We start from the raw sequence: 18,823 nt of genomic DNA, 5'->3' as shown, positions 1-18,823 counted from the left end.
AAGTTGTTGTTTTTGTGCTTCGCCAGCTTGAGTCGGTGGTCTAGGGTTGGCGGCTTCCCTCCTCACGCAACAGCGCTTGCAAGGTATCGAGCCGAGCACCGTCGAAGGCAATGACGGAGCCCTGCTCGAACACCCGGCGCGCCAGGGCGGTGAGCACCGCACCGGGCGGCAGTTCGATCTGCAACCGCACGCCTCGCTCGTAGGCGCTTTGCACCGTGCCGCGCCAATCGACGACACGGCACATGTTGAAGGCGAGGTCGTCGCGCAGCGCGTCGGCCTTTATCACCGGTCGGGCGCGACTGCCGCTGAGATAGCCCAGTGTCGGAGCTTTCAACGGCACCTCGGCAAACGCCTCGGCCAACGTCCGGGCCGGCGCCTCCAGCAACGGGCAATGGGACGGTACGCTCACCGCCAACCGGCAGGCCTTGCCAGCGCCTTGGCTCCGAGCCTTTTCGGCAACAAGGCCCATGGCGCCGTCGCTGCCGGCAATGACCACTTGGTTATCGGCATTGATATTGGCCAGGTAGACCGGCGTTGTTTCACTGTGTACCTGGGCCAGCAAGGCTTCCACCGCCGCGAGGTCCAGGCCGATGATTGCCGTCATGCCGTAGCCTTGCGGGTAGGCCTGCTGCATCAGTTCGCCGCGCAGGCTGACCAGTCGCAACGCATCCTCGAAAGCCAGCGCTCCGGCCACTACTGCCGCCGGATACGCACCGATGGACAGGCCCGCCACATAGTCAGGCGCGGGAGCCTGTTCCAGCAATCGACGGGCTGCCGCCACGCCGGCGATCAACAGGCACAGCTGCACGGCGCGGGTCGATTGCAACGCATGGGCGGTGTCCAACCGCAAAACGTCCTCACCGAGCACAGCACTCGCCTCGTCCAGGATCCGCGGCGCCACCCCATGAAGCATGCCCACGCGCTGCGCACCCTGGCCGGGAAAGACGAAAAGGCTGCTCACGCGACCTGCTCCAACGAAGGCTGCCAGGGATCGCCCACCAGCCGGGCCTGAACATCATCCTTGAGCAAGACCCGACGGGACGAGCCCGCCCATTCGCGCAAGGCGACGGCGCCGCAAGGGGTTTGCAACTGCATGTCCACGGCGCATACCGAAGCATCCAGTAGCGCCAGCAACTCCTTGGCCAGGAGCCGATCCAGGCACTGCGGCGTGCGCAGAATCAGATCCAGGTCGCTGCGCTCATGCAGTGCCTCGACACCGGTGGCGAGTTCAAACCCGGCGCTGCCGCTGACACCCCAGGCCCAGCCACTGGCGTCGAGCAGCGGGCGCAACTCGGCCAGCGCTTGCAAGGCCGGGAGGTCGCGCGGGGATTGAACATGGCAGAGGTCCTCCGGGCGCACGCGACGCTGGATCGCCGCCACCGGCATTGATGCGGCGTAGCGCTGTTCGCGAGAGCGACCGCGCAAGCCCACGGCGATGTGTCCAGGCGAGGACAGCGCGCGGCGCACCACGACCGGTTGCCCGAGGTCGAGCGACTCGACAGCCCAGCCCGGCGCATCCGCAGGCAACTGCAAAGCAGTCATCCCCCAGAGCAGGTCATGGGCCAGGAGCATGCTCACCATTGCGCCCTCAACAATTGCCGAACGTGGCTGGACGCTGCCCGGTGAACAGCGCCCAGGCGACCGCTGAGATCCCGAGGTGTGCCCGCCACGTCGTTGATCGCCTGGAGCAAGCAGTCGCTCACCCGCGCCAGGTCCGCCGCCGTCGGCTGCTCGATCTGTTCGACCGACAAGGTCTCCCAGAGCAGTCCCAGGCTGGCAAAACTGTCAATGTCGTAGGCCATCGGCGGCACGCTGGCGGCCAGGGCTTCGAGTTCCTCGACGCTGCGCAGGGTGACCCGCGCTGCCGAAGCCTTGCCCATCGCATGGACCATCACGCCCGGGTCGCGCAAGGCGATCAACCGGTTGGCCTGGTAGCCGTGGGCGAGGAACGCACCGGACATCGCCTTGCCTACCAGCAAACCGATCACTGGATGCCCGGCCAGTCGGGCCCGGGCATAACTGTCCGCCGCGCCGGCCAAAGCCTGATGAATGCCCAGCGCTTCTTCACGCCGACCGTAGGCCTGGCTCGGCACATCGACGATGGCGATCAGCACACGTTTGCTGGCCGCGTTGCGATCGGCCTCGATGGCGTCGTCCACGGCGTTGGCCAGGCCCCAGCCTTCGAGCAAACCGACTTCGCCATTGCGCGCCCGAGGGAAACGGTTGGCGGGATCGGCCACGACAGCCAATAGACGCGCGGTTTGTTCGCCGAGTTGGACATCGGCCACTTTCAGCGAAGCAGGCAAGCCTTCCAACGGTTTGACGCCACCGCTCAAGGCCTCGAACCAGCGCAGGCCCCTCAAAGAATATGTATTCATGGACGTTCTCCCTGATACAACTGGCGAACCGCTGCCGGTTCGATTTGCACCTCGGTGTCCAGGCGCGACAGGCGCTGGAGGAACAATCTGGCTTGGCCACTGCGGTGTTCAGTGGGCACACCCAGATGCAACAGTTCGCAGACCTGACGACGAATCTGCGCCACGTCATCGGCCACGTAGCGGTCCACCAGCCCGGTCGCGAAACGTTGTTCGCCACCGGTCAGGCTCCAGATGAACGGACGGTCGCGGGAGTCGTACTCATCGATGCCGGCTTCCTGCTCGATCACCTGCGGACCGTTCAGCCCCAGCCGCGCTTCCTGCGTCACCAGCAGATAACTGCACAGCCCGGCGGCGATGGACATGCCGCCGAAACAGCCGACGCTGCCAGCGACTACGCCAACCACCGGCTGGTATTGGCGCAGGTCGATAATCGCCGAATGGATCTCGGCAATTGCCGCGAGCCCGAGGTTGGCTTCCTGTAAACGCACGCCGCCGGTCTCCAGCAGCAACACGGCCCGGGTCGGGATGCCTTTGCGATTGTCCTCGGCCGCCAGCTCCAGGGCACCGGCGATCTTTGCCCCGCCGACTTCACCGAGGCTGCCACCCTGGAACGCGCCTTCAATGGCGGCGATGACCACCGGCAAACCGTCGAGCTCGCCCTTGGCGATCACTACGCCATCGTCGCTTTGCGGGACCACGCCCTGACGCAGCAACCACGGCGACATGATTCGCTGGAAGGGGTCGAGCAGTTCGCGGAACGAACCGTCATCGAGCAAGGCCCTGGCCCGTTGCCGGGCACCGAGCTCGACGAAACTGTGCTTGTTGAGCAACGCAGCGCTGTCAGTCATGGCCGATCTCCTCGAAGCCTTGTTCCAGGCGCAGACGCACCACACCGGGGGTGGCGCCGAAATCGTGAATTTCGATGGCCATCGCGGGAGGCGTCTGGCCGTCGAACATGCGCGCGAACAAGTGCTGCCAGCGTTGCTCGCTGCCATTGACCGAGGTCTGCACCTGGATGGTCAGCTTGCCCGCCAGCCCGGGCTCGATCAGCACTTCGAGATCGCCCGAGCCGACGCAGCCGACCAGCGCCCGGCCCCGTGGCGGCTGCCCGGCGGTGAATTCAAAGGATAAGGTTTGCATCAGCACACTCCTGGGAAGAGGCCATCACTGCGCTCGATACGGTCGAGAAACAGGCAAGCGGCGAGCAGGTCGGCAGCGCCGCCGGGCGAGGCGTTCAAGGCAATCAGTTGTTGGTCCAGCACGTGCAGCTGGCGACGACCGCCCAGGCTCGCACTGCCTCCGGCGTCGAGCACCGCCCTGGCGCCCTGCTGCATCGCCTGCAAACCCGCTTCGCCGGCGCGATAGAGCACGCAGGTGTCGGCCAGGCGGGTCATGATTGCCAGCAAGGCGTCGAGGCGGGCGTTCTGTTCGCCGACGCCGGCCGCGCGGCTGCGCTTGAGTTGCGGCAGGCCCAGGGTTGTCACCGCCGGAAATGCCAGTTGCGCTTCCTCCCGGGCACCGCGGGCGCCGTAGCGCTGGGCCACTTGGGCACCGTGGCTCAAGGGTTGAGGCGCATGACGGTCGTTGAGCAAGGCCAGGCGGGCGGCACGCAACGTGACGGCGCCAGCGCCACTGGACTCAGGTTCCAGCGCCGCCGCAGCGACCAACAGGCCCAAGGCCCAGATCGCGCCCCGGTGAGTATTCACACCGCCCGTGGTGGTGAGCATCGCGGCTTCACCTTCCCGGCCGATGCGCCCCAGGGCTTCACGCAGTGGCAAGCCGATCTCGCCACAGTCGAACGCGGCCTCGGCCATTTCCTTGAATGCCGGCCACAACGACAACGCCGAAGCGTGCATCAAGCCCAGGTGCAGATCGGTATGGGCGCCGCTACCGCGACGGTCCACCAAGGCCGGTTTGGGCGAGAGGTCGGCTTCATCGATCAACGCGTCCACTGCCAGGTCGGCCAAACGTTCAGCCAGGGATAACGTCTTGGGTTGCAGATTAAGGGCGCGCATTTACCAGCTCCTGAACTTGGCGGGCGGGTTGTAGAGGCCACCGGACCATTCCACCAGATCGGCCACGCTCTTGGCCGCGAGCAACTCGCGGGTGGCGTCGGTGCGGCGGATGCCGAGGTCTTCGGGCAAGGCGATCAGCCCTTCGCGGCGCATGCGTGCGGTGTCTTTCGGGTCGTGGCGCAGGCCGATGGCGGTGACCCCGGCCACGGCGGCGATCATTGCCTGGCGTTCTTCCAGGGAGCGGGCCTTGTACAGGTAGGCGATGCCTTCTTCGGTCAGCAGATGGGTGACGTCGTCGCCGTAGATCATGATCGGCGCCAGGGGCATGCCGGCTTTCTTCGCCACGTCCACCGCGTCGAGGGTGTCAACGAAGGTCGGTTTGCCGCCCTCCTGGAACGTCTCGACCATCTGCACCACCAGTTTCTTGCCGCGTTCGAGCAGCGGCGCCTCGCCGTCGCCATGGCGCATGTCGAGCCAGGCCGGCGTGCCGTGACGGCGACCGCGCGGGTCGTGACCCATGTTCGGCGCACCGCCGAAACCGGCCAGTCGGCCACGGGTCACGGTGGAGGAATGGCCGTCGCCGTCCACCTGCAAGGTGGCGCCAATGAACAGGTCCACCGCGTACTGCCCGGCCAGTTGGCAAACCATTCGATTGGAACGCAGCGAACCGTCGTGCCCGGTAAAAAACACATCAGGCCGGGCGGCGATGTAGTTTTCCATGCCCAGTTCGGTGCCGAAGCAATGCACGCTCTCGACCCAGCCGCTTTCGATGGCCGGGATCAGCGTCGGGTGCGGATTGAGCGTCCAGTTGCGGCAGATTTTGCCCTTCAGTCCGAGTGATTCGCCGTAGGTCGGCAGGATCAATTCGATGGCGGCGGTGTTGAAACCAATGCCGTGGTTGAGCGACTGGACGTTGTGTTTTTCGTAGATCCCGCGAATCGCCATCATTGCCATCAAGACATGCACGGGCTTGATGTGGCGCGGGTCGCGGGTGAACAGCGGCTCGATGTAGAACGGCTTGTCGGCCACCACCACGAAGTCGACCCAGGATGCTGGAATGTCTACGCGGGGCAGGTCGCTGACATCGTCCACCAACTGATTGACCTGAACGATGACGATACCGTCGCTGAACGCCGCCGGTTCGATCAGCGCCGGGGTGTCTTCGGTGCTGGGACCGGTATAGATATTACCGGCGCGGTCGGCCATGAAACCGGCCGAAAGCACCACGTTGGGAATCAGGTCGACCACCAGCCGGGCGTAGAGCTCGATGTAGGTGTGGATCGCGCCGATTTCCAGCAGGCCGTCTTCCAGCAGTTGGCTGATGCGCAGGCTCTGCGTGCCGGCAAAGGAGAAATCGAGCTTGCGGGCGATGCCGCGCTCGAACAGGTCCAGGTGCTCGGACCGGCCGACGCTGGGCATGATCATGTGCAAGTCATGCAGCTTTCCCGGATCGGTCTTCGCCAGGGAACGCGACAGGAAATCCGCCTGCTTCTGGTTATTGCCCTCCAGCACCACACGGTCGCCAGGCAGGATCAACGCCTCCAGCGCCGCGACGATCTTGTCGGTGGGCAGGACCACACCGTCGGCAAGCCCCTTCACCAACGCCAGGCGCCGCTGCTTTTCGCTGCGCCGCCGCGTCCATCGCGAGTCGGGGGATATTGTTGTTGTCATGACCACTCCACGGGTTCGCTGTCGTGGAGGTCACCTTAGGAGTGTTGTGGCGTGGGCATCAATCAAGCTCGGCGGCGGATCGTTACGGTGGGAGTAATGGTTAGCCCGGATTGATGCGACCCTTGTGGGAGCGAGCTTGCTCGCGATGGCGGTGTAAAAGCCAACATTGATGTTGCCTGACACTACGCTATCGCGAGCAGGCTCGCTCCTACATTAGTCAGATGGCTGACTCAGGCTCTTACCAACCCCGCCGCAACCACCAGCTCTTCCAACGCTAGCAGATCCGGCACTTTCGCGACATGCTCGCCCACTTGCACGGCCGCCTGCTCCAATCCGCACAGCGGCACGTCGACGTAGCTCAACTGGGTGTCGAGCTTGCAGGAGCGCGGGATGCCCTGGACCAGCAGCGCGATGAAACGCAGTTCCGGGCGGCCGCCCAGGGCGTTGAGCACGACGATGCGGGCGCGCTCGCCGATCACGGTCTTCTGGCCGCAGGCTGACTCGAAGCTCAGCAGCGGAATCTGCCGTTCGCGCCAGCTTACCCAGCCCAGGAACCAGGGCGGGGTGTCCAGATCGAACACGCTGCTCTGGTAGTCGATCAGCTCGGCCACGGCCACGTTCGGCAGGATCAGGTGACGGTCGGCCAGGGGCAGCAACAAACCAGTGAGATGGCTGGTGCGGTGCTCATGCATGGGTCTTGCTCCAGTGGGCGATGCTGTCGAGCAGCACCGACTCCTGGTACGGCTTGCCCAGGTAGTCGTTGACGCCGATGGCCATGGCGCGGTCGCGGTGTTTCTGGCCGGTGCGGGAGGTGATCATGATGATCGGCAGATGCGCCAGGCGTGGGTCGTTGCGCACTTGCGTCGCCACTTCGAAACCATCCATGCGGGGCATCTCGATGTCCAGCAGCATCAGGTCCGGCGAATGCTCGGCCAGCAATGCCATGGCGTCCACGCCGTCCTTGGCGGTGAGCACATGCATGCCGTGGCGTTCCAGCAGGCGACTGGTGACCTTGCGCACTGTTACCGAATCGTCCACCACCAGCACCAGCAAAGGCCGCTGCTGCTCGCCCTCGCCTTGCACCACGGCCGGACGGCGCGCCGCCTGGTTGGGCAAGGCGCGGATCGGCGCGAGCAGGTCGAGAATCAGCACCACCCGGCCGTCCCCCAGGATCGTTGCCCCGGACAAGCCCTGGACCGCCGAGAATTGCGGGCCGAGGCTCTTGACCACGATTTCCCGGGTGCCGGCGGTGGCGTCTACCTGCACGGCGACGTGTCGTTCGTTGCATTGCACCAGCAGCACCGGTAATGGCTGGCTCTGGCCGAGCAATTTCGGGCGGGCCCCGGTTTTCAGCAACTCGCCCAGGTAGCACAACTCATAACGTTGCCCGGCGTAGGTGTAGGTCGGCGGATCGAGCTGGTAGTAGCCATCCAGTTCGGCGGGCAATACCCGGACGATGCTCTCGATGGTGTTGAGCGGGATGGCGTATTGATCTTCGTGACACTGCACCATCAGCGCCCGGTTGACCGCCACGGTGAATGGCAGCCGGATACGAAAATGCACGCCCTTACCCGGCGTCGAATCGATGACCATGCTGCCGCCCAGTTGCCGCACTTCTTCGTGGACCACGTCCATGCCGACGCCGCGCCCGGAGATCTGGGTGATTTTTTCCGCCGTGGAAAAACCTGGCTGCAGGATGAACTGCAGCACGTCGCGGTCGCTGATATCGCTGTCGGGCGCCAGCAGCCCACGCTTTATCGCCTTGCGCCGCACCGCGTCCAATGGCACCCCGGCGCCGTCGTCACGGATGTCGAAAATGATGTCGCCGCCTTCGCGGGACAGGTCCAGGCTGATGCGTCCCCGCGCCGGTTTGCCGGCTGCGATGCGCACATCGGCGGGCTCCAGGCCATGATCAACGGCATTGCGCAACATATGTTCCAGAGGCGCCGCCATGCGTTCGAGCACGTTGCGGTCCATCTCGCCTTCGGCATTGTCGACCACGAACTCGACGTCCTTGCCCAGCTCCTGCGCCACCTGCCGGACGATGCGCTTGAGGCGCGGCAGCATGCGCTCGAACGGCACCATGCGCGTACGCATCAGGCCTTCCTGGAGCTCGGTGTTGATGCGCCCCTGCTGTTGCAGCAGGTTTTCGGCGTCGTGGTTGCTGCGGTCTAGCGTTTCCTTGAGGTCAAGCAGGTCCGAGGCAGACTCGAACAGCGCCCGGGACAGTTGCTGCAGCTGGGAATGGCGATCCATTTCCAGCGGGTCGAACTCTTCGTAGCCCAGTCGCTCGGCGTCCACCTGCTGGCGGCTGAGAATCCGCCCCTGGGTTTCGGTATCCAGGCGTCGCAGTTGATCGCGCATGCGCTCGATGGTCGTTTCCATCTCGTTCAGGGCGATGCGCGCATCGTTGACCTGTTGCTCGATGCGCCCACGGAAAATCGACGTTTCCCCGGCCAGGTTGACCAGATCGTCGAGCAGTTCGGCAGAGACCTTGACCATGTCCGCGCCATCGCCCGGCGCGGCGGGCTCGGCTCGCATCGGCGGCGCGACCTGGGCCGGTGCCGGCTCGACCGGCATAACGACCTGGGGCGCCTCGCTGTCCTGCGGATGATTGACCGCCTGGATCTGTGCGATCAGCCGGTCGGCCGGCGGGCACGGCTGCCCGGCACGGACGGCGTCGAGCATATGGGCCAGCCGGTCATGGCTGCCTTGCAGCAAGGCAAAAAGCGCCGGGCTCGGTTGTAACAGGCCCGCCGACAACCCTTCGTAGAGGTTCTCCAGTTCGTGGGCAAGATCGCCGATGGGCCCGATCTCCACCATCCGCGCGCCGCCCTTGAGGGTGTGCAGATCGCGCAGCAGGGTTTCCACCGCCTGACGGTTCGACGGCTCTTCCTGCCAGCGTTGCAACGCCGCCCCGGAACTGTCGAGGATATCGAAACCTTCCTCGAGAAAGATTTCCAGCAACTCCGGATCATGGCCCGCCGTGTCATTTTGCCGATGCCCCGCCACCTCGATGGCGTTCGGCTTGTCCTGGCGGAAACGATGAATGGCGTCGATCAACGCCACGGGATCGCCCAGCGGTTGGCCTTGCTGCAGTTGCCCGAGCAACAGATCGAGGCGTTCATGACTGCTGTTGAGCAGTTGCGCCAGTTCCTCGCTGTAACTGTAGCGGCGATCCACCAGCCCTTCGTATAGGGTTTCAAGCTCCCCGGCCAGGTCGCTCACCGGCCGCACATCCGCCATGCGCGCGCCGCCCTTGAGGGTGTGCAAGTCACGCTGCAGCGAGGACAGCGGCGCGCCGTTCTCCGGGTCGGCGAGCCAGCGCCGCAAGGCCTGTGCGGCGCTTTCAAGAATATCCTGGGCCTCTTCGAGAAAGATCGCGGCGATATCGTCATCCACCGAAACAGCCGCCGGCGAACTGCGCTCCATCTCAGCCGTCGCATGACCCAGCTCGCGGATGCTCAACGTGCGGCTGCCGTCACTGCGGATCAGTCCCGTGGCTGTCGGGTCGAGGCCTTCCTGGAGCAGGCTGCGCAGGGCCTGCACCCGGGCAGGTTGCGCACGCACGTGCTGGCCGGCAGCCAATTCGTCGAGCATGTCGATCAACGCTTCGTGAGCAAGCTGCGCCTCATGGAAAAACCTGTCGCTGACCGCCAGGCTGCTCTCCTCGACGGCGCCATACAGGTCCAGCAAGGCTTCGCAGAGCTCGTCCACCGGGTGCAGGTCGGCCAGATGCGCGCCTTCGCCAAGGGTGGTCAACTCATCGAGCAGCGCGCTCAGCTCCTGGCCCTCGCCGGGGTGTTGCTGCCAGCGCCGCAGCAGGTTCTCAGCGTCCAGCAGGATATCCATGCCCTGGGCGAGAAAATTGTTGATCAATTGCGGGTCGCGCTTGGTCCGCACGCCCTGGTCCGGCGTGTTGAGAGCCGTTTGCAGGCGTTCGACGGACAGTGCCTGGGTTCGCTGGATCAGGTCCGCGGCGCCGGGAATCGCTGCCAGCGGCTCGTTATGCAGCTGGCGCAGACCGCGGCGCAGCAACCCTTCAGCCTCCAGCAGCAGCTCGATCTCATCCAGGTCGAAAGCGATCAGGTGCGCCTTGTATTCCCGGGCCATCTCGTCCATCGCCCCGGCCAGTTCGGCGATCGGCAGCACACCGGCCATCGATGCACTGCCCTTGAGCGTATGCAAGGCCCTTTGCAGCTCGTCGCTGGCCTGCAATGGCAGATGCTCGGCGGCCAGGTCGAGGAATCGATCAAGCGCGGCCAGATGCCCCTGGGCTTCGTTGTCGAAGATTTTCAGCAGCAAGGGGTCGAGAGCGACCACGTCCTGCTGGTCGTCGTCTTCCTCATCGCCCCCCTTGGCCAGGGCATGGGCGCGAGCGGCCAGACGGTCGACGTCGTCGCGCTGGCATTGACGCTGGGCAGCGAATTCAGCGACCAATTCCGGCAGCAATCGCACCGCGTCCTCGAGCATTTGCCGAACCGAAGCGCCCGGCTCGACGCTGCGCTCCAGCACGCGGTTGAGCAGGTTTTCCACCGCCCAGGCCAACTCACCCAACACCAGCGCCCGGACCATCCGGCCGCTGCCCTTGAGGGTATGGAAGGCCCGGCGCAGCTCAGTGAGCGCGCCTTGGTCGTCGGGCTGCGCAGCCCAGCGCGGCAGGTATTCGCGCAGGACATCGAGCACCTCGTCGGTTTCCTCGAGGAAGACCTCCCGCAGCTCGTCGTCCACCGGATGCTCATCCACGGGCGGCGGCAGCAGGCTGCCGGGCATGCCTTTGGCCGGCGGGTTGACCGCCGAGACCGGGCTGGCCAGAACATCAGCGAGGGATTGCACAGTCTGTGGGTCGTCCAGTTCCTGCAAATCCTGCATGACCTGGGCCTCGTTCGGGCTCAGCCGGTCATCAAGCAAGGGCACGCGGGCTTCGTCGGGAAAGTAGCCGAGGGCGCCCAGGCTCCGCTCGACGCCGTCGAGCAGATTCTCGGCCGGCATCAACGGGTCTTCGCTCAAACGCTCCAGGTAATATTCCAGGCCGGTAATCACATCGGCCAGGTGATCGAGTGCTTCCCACCCCGGCTGGGCAGGGTCGAGCAGCAGGTGTTCACGGATGAAATCGTTGCAAGCCTCCACCAGGCGGGCGGCGCGGCTCAGGGGGATCATCGCCAGCGCCCCGCGGACCTGGGTCAGCAGCGCCGGCAATGGCTCAAGCTGCGCGCTGTTCCAGTGTGCGTCGATGTAGTCGACGATCATGTCCTTGGCCTGTTGCAGGCAGGTATGGGCTTCCTTGATCACGATCTGATGGATCTGGGTCAGGTCGGTCGTCGGCAGGCGATTGTCTTCGCGGCTTTCAGGCTCGACGGTGCCGACCATTCCGGCCAGGGTTGCCTCGACATACAGCAAGGCCCCGGCAACGTCCATGAGCGTCGCGTCATCAGGCTCGCGCTGGCCCTGGGCGAGGCTCAGTACGACGGCCAGTTGATCGATGATGACCTTGCGCGGCTGGCCGAAACCCAGCACCGCCAGGGTGTCGGCAATCTGCCGCAGGGGCGCCAGCAGGCTGTCCAGCTCCGAGGCATGCTGGCGGTCGCTGCGCACGAACAGGTCCAGGCGCTCCTTGACCCGCACCAGCTCCTCGCAGAGCGCTGCCAGCACCGAGCGCATGGCATCGCGGTCGGGCCCGGCCAGGCGCGCGCGTTCTTCGTCGACCATGGCGCTGTCGGGCAGCGCATCGTCCAGTGAGTAGCGTTCTTTCATGATCTGCATCTGCCCGCTGGGATGTTCGGCCTTGGCAATATAGAACAACAGACTCTTGAGCAGGTGTGGCGGGGCCGCTTGGTTGATGCCCGGCATGCCTTGCTCCAGCAAGCGCTTGAGTTCCTTGTCAGCATCCTTGAACAGGCTGCGCAGCGCCGGGCTGTTGGCGATACGCCCCTCGCGCATGCCTTCGACCAACGCCGAAGCGACCTGCCACAACGCATTGAGCGGCGCTGCGGCGCAAAGCGCTTCAAGGCGCTGAAAGACTTTGGCCAGGTAACCGAGGTGAGTCGCGTCGTCCTGCTCGCGCAACAGGCCCACCAGGGCCACCTGCAGGGTCTGGCGCAATTTGCGCAAGGTGCCCGGCAGGTCCGCCGGCGCGAGCCGCTTCAAGGCGTCCTCGCCCAGCGGCGCGATATCGGGCAGTTCCGGGCTGAACAGGCTGGTCTCCGACAACAGGCTTTCGCCCCGCGCACTGCGCAGGTCGTTGAGCAAGGGCAGCACCGCCAGCGGCAGGTCGCGACGAGCACCCTGCACCCGATCGAGGTAGACCGGCAACTGGCCCAGGGCCTGGCGCAACAGGCTGATCGCCTCCTCGCGGTGGGCGATGCGGTTGTCCTGCAGCGCGCTGCACAGTTGCTCCATTTCCTCGGCCAGCAACGCCGCGCCGTAGAATTCGATCATCTGCAGGCCGCCATGGACCTGGTGAATGCAGGCCAGGCATTGGACAAGCGCATCCGACGCCTGGGGGTCGTCCACCAGGCGATTGAGGGCCAGGTGGGCCTGCTTCAGCGTTTCGGCAATCTCGCCCTTGACCCATTCCAGGGCCACGTAGTCGTGCCGATCACCCATAACCACTCCAAATCAACAGGCGTATGCCTGTGGTACGGCCGAGGACTCCGTGGCGAGGGAGCTTGCTCCCGCTTGAGTGCGCAGCGCTCACAAAATCTTTGGGGCGGCTACGCCCCCCAGCGGGAGCAAGCTCCCTCGCCACAAAAGCGCCCTTGCCACAGGGACATATCCTCCCAGCAGCCCAATCACACCTTATCCTCATCCGCCACAGGCGCCGCCGGCAAGGTAAACCCGGACACCGAGCGGCGCAGCTGGCTGGCCATTTTTGCCAGGTTGCCGATGCTCTCGGCCGTGGCGGTTGAGCCGGACGAGGTCTGGCTGGTGATCTGCTGGATCACGTTCATGGTCAGCGAAATCTGTCCCGCCGAGGTGGTCTGTTGCTGCGCCGCGTTGGAGATGCTCTGGATCAGCGCCGCCAGGGTCTTGGAAACGCCCTCGATTTCCTCCAGGGCGACGCCGGCATCCTGGGCCAGTCGGGCACCGCGCACCACCTCGGTGGTGGTCTGCTCCATGGAGATCACCGCTTCGTTGGTGTCGGCCTGGATCGCCCGCACCAGCGTCTCGATCTGCCGGGTGGCCGCCGAGGAGCGCTCGGCCAAGCGCTGCACTTCGTCGGCCACCACCGCAAAACCCCGGCCGGCATCGCCCGCCATGGACGCCTGGATCGCCGCGTTGAGCGCAAGGATGTTGGTCTGGTCGGCGATGTCGTCGATCAGGCTGACAATGTCGCCGATTTCCTGTGACGACTCACCGAGGCGCTTGATGCGCTTGGCGGTGTCCTGGATCTGCTCGCGAATGTTGTCCATGCCATGAATGGTGTTGTGCACCACCTCGTTGCCCTTGTTGGCGATTTCCACGGAGCGCTCGGCCACCGCCGACGACTCGGCCGCATTGGCCGATACCTGGTCGATGGACTGGGCCATTTCATTGATTGAAGTCGAAGCTTCGGAAATTTGCTGGGCCTGGTGTTCCGACGCCTGGGCCAGGTGCATCGCCGTGGCCTGGGTTTCCTGCACGGCGGCGGCCACCTGGCCGGCCGTGAGGTTGATGGTCGCCACCAGATCGCGCAATTGGTCCACCGAATAGTTGATGGAATCGGCGATGGTCCCGGTGAAGTCCTCGGTGACCGAGGCGGTGACGGTCAGGTCGCCATCGGCCAGGTCCTCGATTTCGTCCAGCAGGCGCATGATCGCGTTCTGGTTGCGCTCGTTCTTTTCCGCGGTTTCGCGCAATTGGCGGTTGGTTTCACGCACCATCACCAGGCCGATGAGGATGATCGACATCAGTGCCAGCAGGCCCAGCACATACCCGCCGATGCTGTTGACGGAACGACCGCCGGCCAGGTTCTCGAAAGCGGTGGCCAGGTGAGAGGCTTCGTCGAGCAGGGTCTGCGACAGGTTGAAGATGTTGCCCGCCGACTCGCGGACCTTGAACAGCTCCGGTGAGGTCTCGAGGATTTCGTCCACCGACCCCGAGACGAATTCGAACAGCTCGCTGATTTCCGTCAGGCGCGCCCGGGCGTCACGATCCTGGACCTGGGGGATCTTCAAGGTCGGGTCGCCTTGCAGCATGCCGTTGAGCACCTGGCCAAAACGCGCGGCGTCACGGCCGAAGGTGTCGGCAGCCTGGCTGGCGTTCTCGTCGCCGGCCAATACGGTATTCACCGCGCCGAGAATCCGCTCGGCCAGCAGTGACTGGCGCTGGGCCATGGCCACCTGTGAGGCCGGGGCGCCTCGCTGCAAGAGGATTTCGACAACTTTTTCGTATTCGACCTGCAGTTGCGGCACGGTTTCGGCGAGGGTTGCCGCCACCTGGTGCAGCGACAGGACGGTCTGCTCACTGGAAAGAATTGCATCGGTGTTCTTCAGCAGGCGCTCCCAGTCCAGCTGTACCGCGCGCATCTGCGGGCGCAGGGTGGCGGGCGCCGGGGGCAGGCCGGTCACCGGGTCACCCTGCTTCAGGTAACCCCAGCGCTGGGCGAAATCGTTGCGCGCATCACTCAGCAACTTGAACGCGGCGGCCTTGCCGGCCGCGGCTTCGGTGGCGTTCTTGGCAATGCGCTGGGACAGCACCCGCAGCTCACCGGCGTGGCCGATGTACTGTTTGTCATAGGTGGACTGGGTGTTGAGGTACGCGAAGTTGGCGAATAACAGCATGATGAACACAATCAGCGCGACGAACAGCACGATGATCTGCGACCGACTGCGCGACGCTTCCAGAGGCTTGCCTGTTTTTGCTTTGATCATCGGTACTCGCCTGTCCCCAAAACCTCAAACCACTGCCATTCCAATGTGGGAGCGAGCTTGCTCGCGATAGCGGCGGTACAGCTTGCATCAATGTTGACTGTACTGGCGCCTTCGCGAGCAAGCTCGCTCCCACAGAGGCCGCGCTGCGGCCTGTTAAACCGCCACATTCATGAACCCTGGCGAACGCGTCACGGCAAACGGGCTGAACACCTGCCACTGCCGATCGCCAGGAAAACGGCCCTGGACGAAGGCCGATTCCGGGCCATCGAGGTAGCCAGGCAAAACCGGTTCCAGGCTGCCCTGGGCGAAATGCTGCAGCCCGAGGACTTCGTCCACCAGCAAGCCGGCGAAGACTTCTTCGTTATCGACCACTAGCACCCGCCGCTGCTTGCGCACACTGGACAGCTCGTGACCGAAAAAACCGCACAGGTCCATCAACGGCAATAAACGCCCGCGCAGGTTAGCCACTCCGCGAACCCATGGCTTGACCCCGGGCAACGACGTGTAGCGCGGCTCGTGCAGCACTTCGCTGACCTCGCCCATGGGCGCCACGTACCAATGCTCGCCGAGGCGAAAACCGATCCCGCTCCAGCTGTCGCGATGGGTTGGCTGGGACGGCAGGTCCGCGCCCAGCAGCCGACAGCGCCGATCGATCTGAAGCAACAGTTCGAATGCGGTCAGGGAGTGGCTCATGGCCGCGCGTTCAACCCGCCAGTACTTTGTTCAAGGTCGCGATCAGGGTTTCTTCGTCTACCGGTTTGGTCAGGTAGTCCTTCGCCCCTTGGCGGGTCCCCCAGACCTTGTCGGTTTCCTGGTCCTTGGTGGTGATGATGATGACCGGGATATGCCCCGTGTCCGGGTCCTTGGTCAGCTGGCGCGTGGCCTGGAACCCGTTGAGGCCGGGCATGACGATGTCCATCAGCACCGCGTCGGGCTTTTCCTGGCGGGCCAGGGCCACGCCGTCGGCGCCATTCTCGGCTTTCAAGACCTGATGGCCGTGCTTTTCCAGCATGCCGGTCAATTTGTACATTTCGGTCGGCGAATCATCGACGATCAGAACTCGTGCCATGGTGTTCCCCATTTCTTCTGTAGACCCCAGGCCGAAGGCCGAGCGTCATTAATGTGCCTGGTGCGGCTGGACAGCGGCAAACCCCGGGACATGGGCCTGTATCGCGCCCAGCAATTCTTCCTTGCTGAAAGGCTTGGTCAGAAACTGATCGGAGCCGACGATGCGCCCCTTGGCCTTGTCGAACAGACCGTCGCGGGACGACAGCATGATCACCGGCGTAGCCTTGAAGGCGCTGTTGTTCTTGATCAGGGCACAGGTCTGGTAACCGTCCAGGCGCGGCATCATGATGTCGACAAAGATGATGCCCGGATGGTGGTCGACGATCTTGGCCATGGCGTCAAAACCATCGACCGCCGTGATGACCTCGCAGCCAACGTTGCGCAGCAAGGTCTCGGCGGTGCGGCGGATGGTCTTCGAGTCGTCGATGACCATGACCTTCAAGGCGCTGGGTTGCTGCTGCGTGAGATGCTCTGCCATTGCCACTGCAAACCGGTTTTTAACGCGTAAGTGTGATCGACAGCGCAAACCCTTGATGTTCAAGGCCCGCACGTCACATGGCAGCCTTTTTAGCACAGTCTCCATCGCCGATCTATCAGCCGCTCGGCACGGCGGTTTTTCCTTGACCGCCAAACTTCGGGGCGCCACTCTGACGCCACTTTTTCAAGCCATTCGTGCCCACCCCATTTTCGAGGAACCAAGCCATGAGCGTACGCGTCGGCATTGTCATGGACCCAATCGCCAGCATTTCCTATAAGAAGGATAGCTCGCTGGCCATGCTGCTGGCCGCTCAGAAGCGCGGCTGGGAGCTGTTCTACATGGAACAGCGCGACCTTTACCAGGCCGAGGGCCAGGCGCGCGCGCGAATGAAGCCGCTGAAGGTCTTCGCCAACCCTGAGAAGTGGTTCGAACTGGGCGCGGAAAGCGACGCGCTGCTGAGCGACCTGGACGTGATCCTGATGCGCAAGGATCCGCCGTTCGACATGGAGTTCGTCTACTCCACCTACCTGCTGGAGCAGGCCGAAAGCGCCGGTGTGCTGGTGGTCAACAAGCCGCAGAGCCTGCGCGACTGCAACGAGAAGCTGTTCGCCACGCTGTTCCCGCAGTGCACGCCGCCGACCATCGTCAGCCGTCGCCCGGACGTGCTGCGCGAATTCGCCGATCACCACGGCGATGTGATCCTCAAGCCGCTGGACGGCATGGGCGGCTCGTCGATCTTCCGTCACACCGCCGGCCATCCGAACCTGTCGGTGATCCTCGAAACCCTGACCTTGCATGGCAAGCAGCAGATCATGATCCAGGGTTACCTGCCGGCCATCGTCGACGGCGACAAGCGCATCCTGATGATCGACGGCGAGCCGGTGGACTATTGCCTGGCCCGCATCCCGGCGGCCGGTGAAACCCGTGGCAACCTGGCGGCTGGCGGCCGTGGCGAAGCCCGCCCGCTGACCGACAAGGACCGCTGGATCGCCGCCCAGGTCGGCCCGACGCTACGCGAGAAAGGCCTGCTGTTCGTCGGCCTGGACGTGATCGGCGAGCACCTGACGGAGATCAACGTCACCAGCCCGACCTGCATCCGCGAGATCGACAATGCCTTTGGCACCGACATCGGCGGGATGCTGATGGATGCCATCGAGAAGCAGTTGCAAGCGGCAAGCCACAAGCGGCAAGTCTGATGCAGCTTGTCGCTTGCAGCTTGAGGCTTGAAGCTAAAAACCAACATTGCGTTATCATGCCCGGCCTGTGAAACCCGCAATGTTGGTTTTTTTGTCATGACACTCCCGTCCGATCTGCCCCAAGAGCTCGCCCATCGTGGCGTGCGCCCGGCTGATCGCCTCGGTTTTACGCTGTTCCTGGCGGCACTGATCCACCTGGCGGTGCTGCTGGGCGTCGGGTTTGCCACGGTCGAACCCAAGCAGATCAGCCAGACCCTGGAGATCACCCTGGCGACCTTCAAGAGCGAAACCAAGCCCCAGAAGGCCGATTTCCTTGCTCAGGAAAACCAGCAGGGCAGCGGCACCCTGGAAAAGAAAGCGATTCCCAAGACGACCGAAATCGCGCCGTTCCAGGACAACAAGGTCCAGAAGATCACCCCACCGCCGGCCGCCAAGCCGGAAGTTCAGGAAACCGCGCCCAAGGCCGCCGTGACCACTACCGCGCCGAAGCCGAAAAAGGCCCCGGTCAAGGAAGAAGTCAAGCCCGATCCCAAGCCCAAGGCGCCGGAACCGACCTTCGACAGCTCCCAGCTGTCCAGCGACATCGCCAGCCTGGAGGCCGAACTGGCCCAGGAACAGCAGCTGTACGCCAAGCGCCCGCGCATCCACCGCCTGAGCGCCGCGTCGACCATGCGCGACAAGGGCGCCTGGTACAAGGACGAATGGCGCAAGAAGGTCGAGCGTATCGGCAACCTGAACTACCCCGAGGAAGCCCGGCGCAAACAGATCTACGGCAATTTGCGGCTGATGGTTTCAATCAACCGCGACGGCTCGCTGTATGAAGTCCTGGTGCTTGAGTCCTCCGGCCAGCCGCTGCTGGACCAGGCCGCCCAGCGGATCGTGCGCCTGGCCGCGCCGTTCGCGCCGTTCACCGGGGACCTGTCGGACATCGACCGCCTGGAAATCATCCGCACCTGGAAATTTGCCCGGGGCGATCGGCTGTCCAGTAACTGACACATCCCCTGGCCACAACGCAGTGAGGCTCACCCCGGATCCAAGGTGGGAGCGAGCTTGCTCGCGATGGCGGACCAGCAGCCGACATTCATGTTGAATGATCCATTGCTATCGCGAGCAAGCTCGCTCCCACAGGGGATCTGCGACAGTCTCAAGCATTTCCCGGCTTGTC

General features: G+C 64.3%; 15 protein-coding genes. 2 read left to right on the top strand and 13 right to left on the bottom strand.

Annotated features, from left to right (window positions below):
• Positions 1-40: 40 nt before the first annotated feature.
• From mdcH to J3P94_RS02505, 13 genes are all read right to left on the bottom strand, one after another.
• Positions 41-961, bottom strand: a complete 921-nt coding sequence (gene mdcH / locus J3P94_RS02565) for a malonate decarboxylase subunit epsilon (protein ID WP_434571214.1) — start codon at positions 959-961, stop codon at positions 41-43.
• Complete coding sequence (locus J3P94_RS02560) at positions 958-1,581, bottom strand: malonate decarboxylase holo-ACP synthase (protein WP_434571212.1); 624 nt, start codon at positions 1,579-1,581, stop codon at positions 958-960. Before J3P94_RS02560 ends, mdcH begins: the two co-directional genes overlap by 4 nt.
• A complete protein-coding gene (gene mdcE, locus J3P94_RS02555) occupies positions 1,575-2,378 on the bottom strand; it encodes a biotin-independent malonate decarboxylase subunit gamma (RefSeq protein ID WP_434571210.1) in 804 nt (267 codons plus the stop codon). Before mdcE ends, J3P94_RS02560 begins: the two co-directional genes overlap by 7 nt.
• Positions 2,375-3,226 (bottom strand): biotin-independent malonate decarboxylase subunit beta, encoded by an 852-nt coding sequence (locus J3P94_RS02550; RefSeq protein WP_434571208.1) that lies wholly within the window; start codon positions 3,224-3,226, stop codon positions 2,375-2,377. Before J3P94_RS02550 ends, mdcE begins: the two co-directional genes overlap by 4 nt.
• Positions 3,219-3,518 carry a malonate decarboxylase subunit delta gene (locus J3P94_RS02545; protein ID WP_305498200.1) on the bottom strand — a complete coding sequence of 100 codons (300 nt, stop codon included), beginning with the start codon at positions 3,516-3,518 and terminating at the stop codon, positions 3,219-3,221. The genes J3P94_RS02550 and J3P94_RS02545 overlap by 8 nt, the downstream gene beginning before the upstream one ends.
• Positions 3,518-4,393, bottom strand: a complete 876-nt coding sequence (locus J3P94_RS02540; RefSeq protein ID WP_434571206.1) for a triphosphoribosyl-dephospho-CoA synthase — start codon at positions 4,391-4,393, stop codon at positions 3,518-3,520. The genes J3P94_RS02545 and J3P94_RS02540 overlap by 1 nt, the downstream gene beginning before the upstream one ends.
• On the bottom strand, positions 4,394-6,064 hold the full coding sequence (gene mdcA / locus J3P94_RS02535; protein ID WP_305498198.1) for a malonate decarboxylase subunit alpha: 1,671 nt from the start codon (positions 6,062-6,064) through the stop codon (positions 4,394-4,396). It lies immediately after the preceding gene.
• 230 nt (positions 6,065-6,294) lie between these two features.
• Positions 6,295-6,756, bottom strand: coding sequence for a chemotaxis protein CheW (locus J3P94_RS02530; RefSeq protein ID WP_434571205.1), 462 nt, complete (start codon positions 6,754-6,756; stop codon positions 6,295-6,297).
• A complete protein-coding gene (locus J3P94_RS02525; protein ID WP_434571204.1) occupies positions 6,749-12,670 on the bottom strand; it encodes an Hpt domain-containing protein in 5,922 nt (1,973 codons plus the stop codon). The genes J3P94_RS02530 and J3P94_RS02525 overlap by 8 nt, the downstream gene beginning before the upstream one ends.
• 185 nt (positions 12,671-12,855) lie before the next feature.
• Positions 12,856-14,916, bottom strand: a complete 2,061-nt coding sequence (locus tag J3P94_RS02520; protein WP_305498193.1) for a methyl-accepting chemotaxis protein — start codon at positions 14,914-14,916, stop codon at positions 12,856-12,858.
• Positions 14,917-15,069: 153 nt separating this feature from the next.
• Positions 15,070-15,609 (bottom strand): chemotaxis protein CheW, encoded by a 540-nt coding sequence (locus J3P94_RS02515; protein WP_434571202.1) that lies wholly within the window; start codon positions 15,607-15,609, stop codon positions 15,070-15,072.
• Positions 15,610-15,619: 10 nt separating this feature from the next.
• Complete coding sequence (gene pilH / locus J3P94_RS02510) at positions 15,620-15,985, bottom strand: twitching motility response regulator PilH (RefSeq protein WP_186612056.1); 366 nt, start codon at positions 15,983-15,985, stop codon at positions 15,620-15,622.
• 48 nt (positions 15,986-16,033) lie between these two features.
• Positions 16,034-16,462, bottom strand: a complete 429-nt coding sequence (locus J3P94_RS02505) for a response regulator (protein WP_434571200.1) — start codon at positions 16,460-16,462, stop codon at positions 16,034-16,036.
• 224 nt (positions 16,463-16,686) lie between these two features.
• On the opposite strand from J3P94_RS02505, the gene gshB reads away from it, so the two are divergent.
• Positions 16,687-17,658: a glutathione synthase gene (gene gshB / locus J3P94_RS02500; protein ID WP_434571198.1), complete on the top strand. Its 972-nt coding sequence runs from the start codon at positions 16,687-16,689 to the stop codon at positions 17,656-17,658.
• A gap of 96 nt (positions 17,659-17,754) precedes the next feature.
• Positions 17,755-18,651 carry a TonB family protein gene (locus J3P94_RS02495; protein ID WP_434571196.1) on the top strand — a complete coding sequence of 299 codons (897 nt, stop codon included), beginning with the start codon at positions 17,755-17,757 and terminating at the stop codon, positions 18,649-18,651.
• Positions 18,652-18,823: the final 172 nt, after the last annotated feature.

Origin of the sequence: Pseudomonas sp. Z3-8 (genome assembly GCF_051131975.1) — a bacterium.
Taxonomy (GTDB): domain Bacteria; phylum Pseudomonadota; class Gammaproteobacteria; order Pseudomonadales; family Pseudomonadaceae; genus Aquipseudomonas.
Note: the sequence above shows the minus strand (reverse complement) of the source record. Positions and strands in the feature narration are given on the sequence as shown.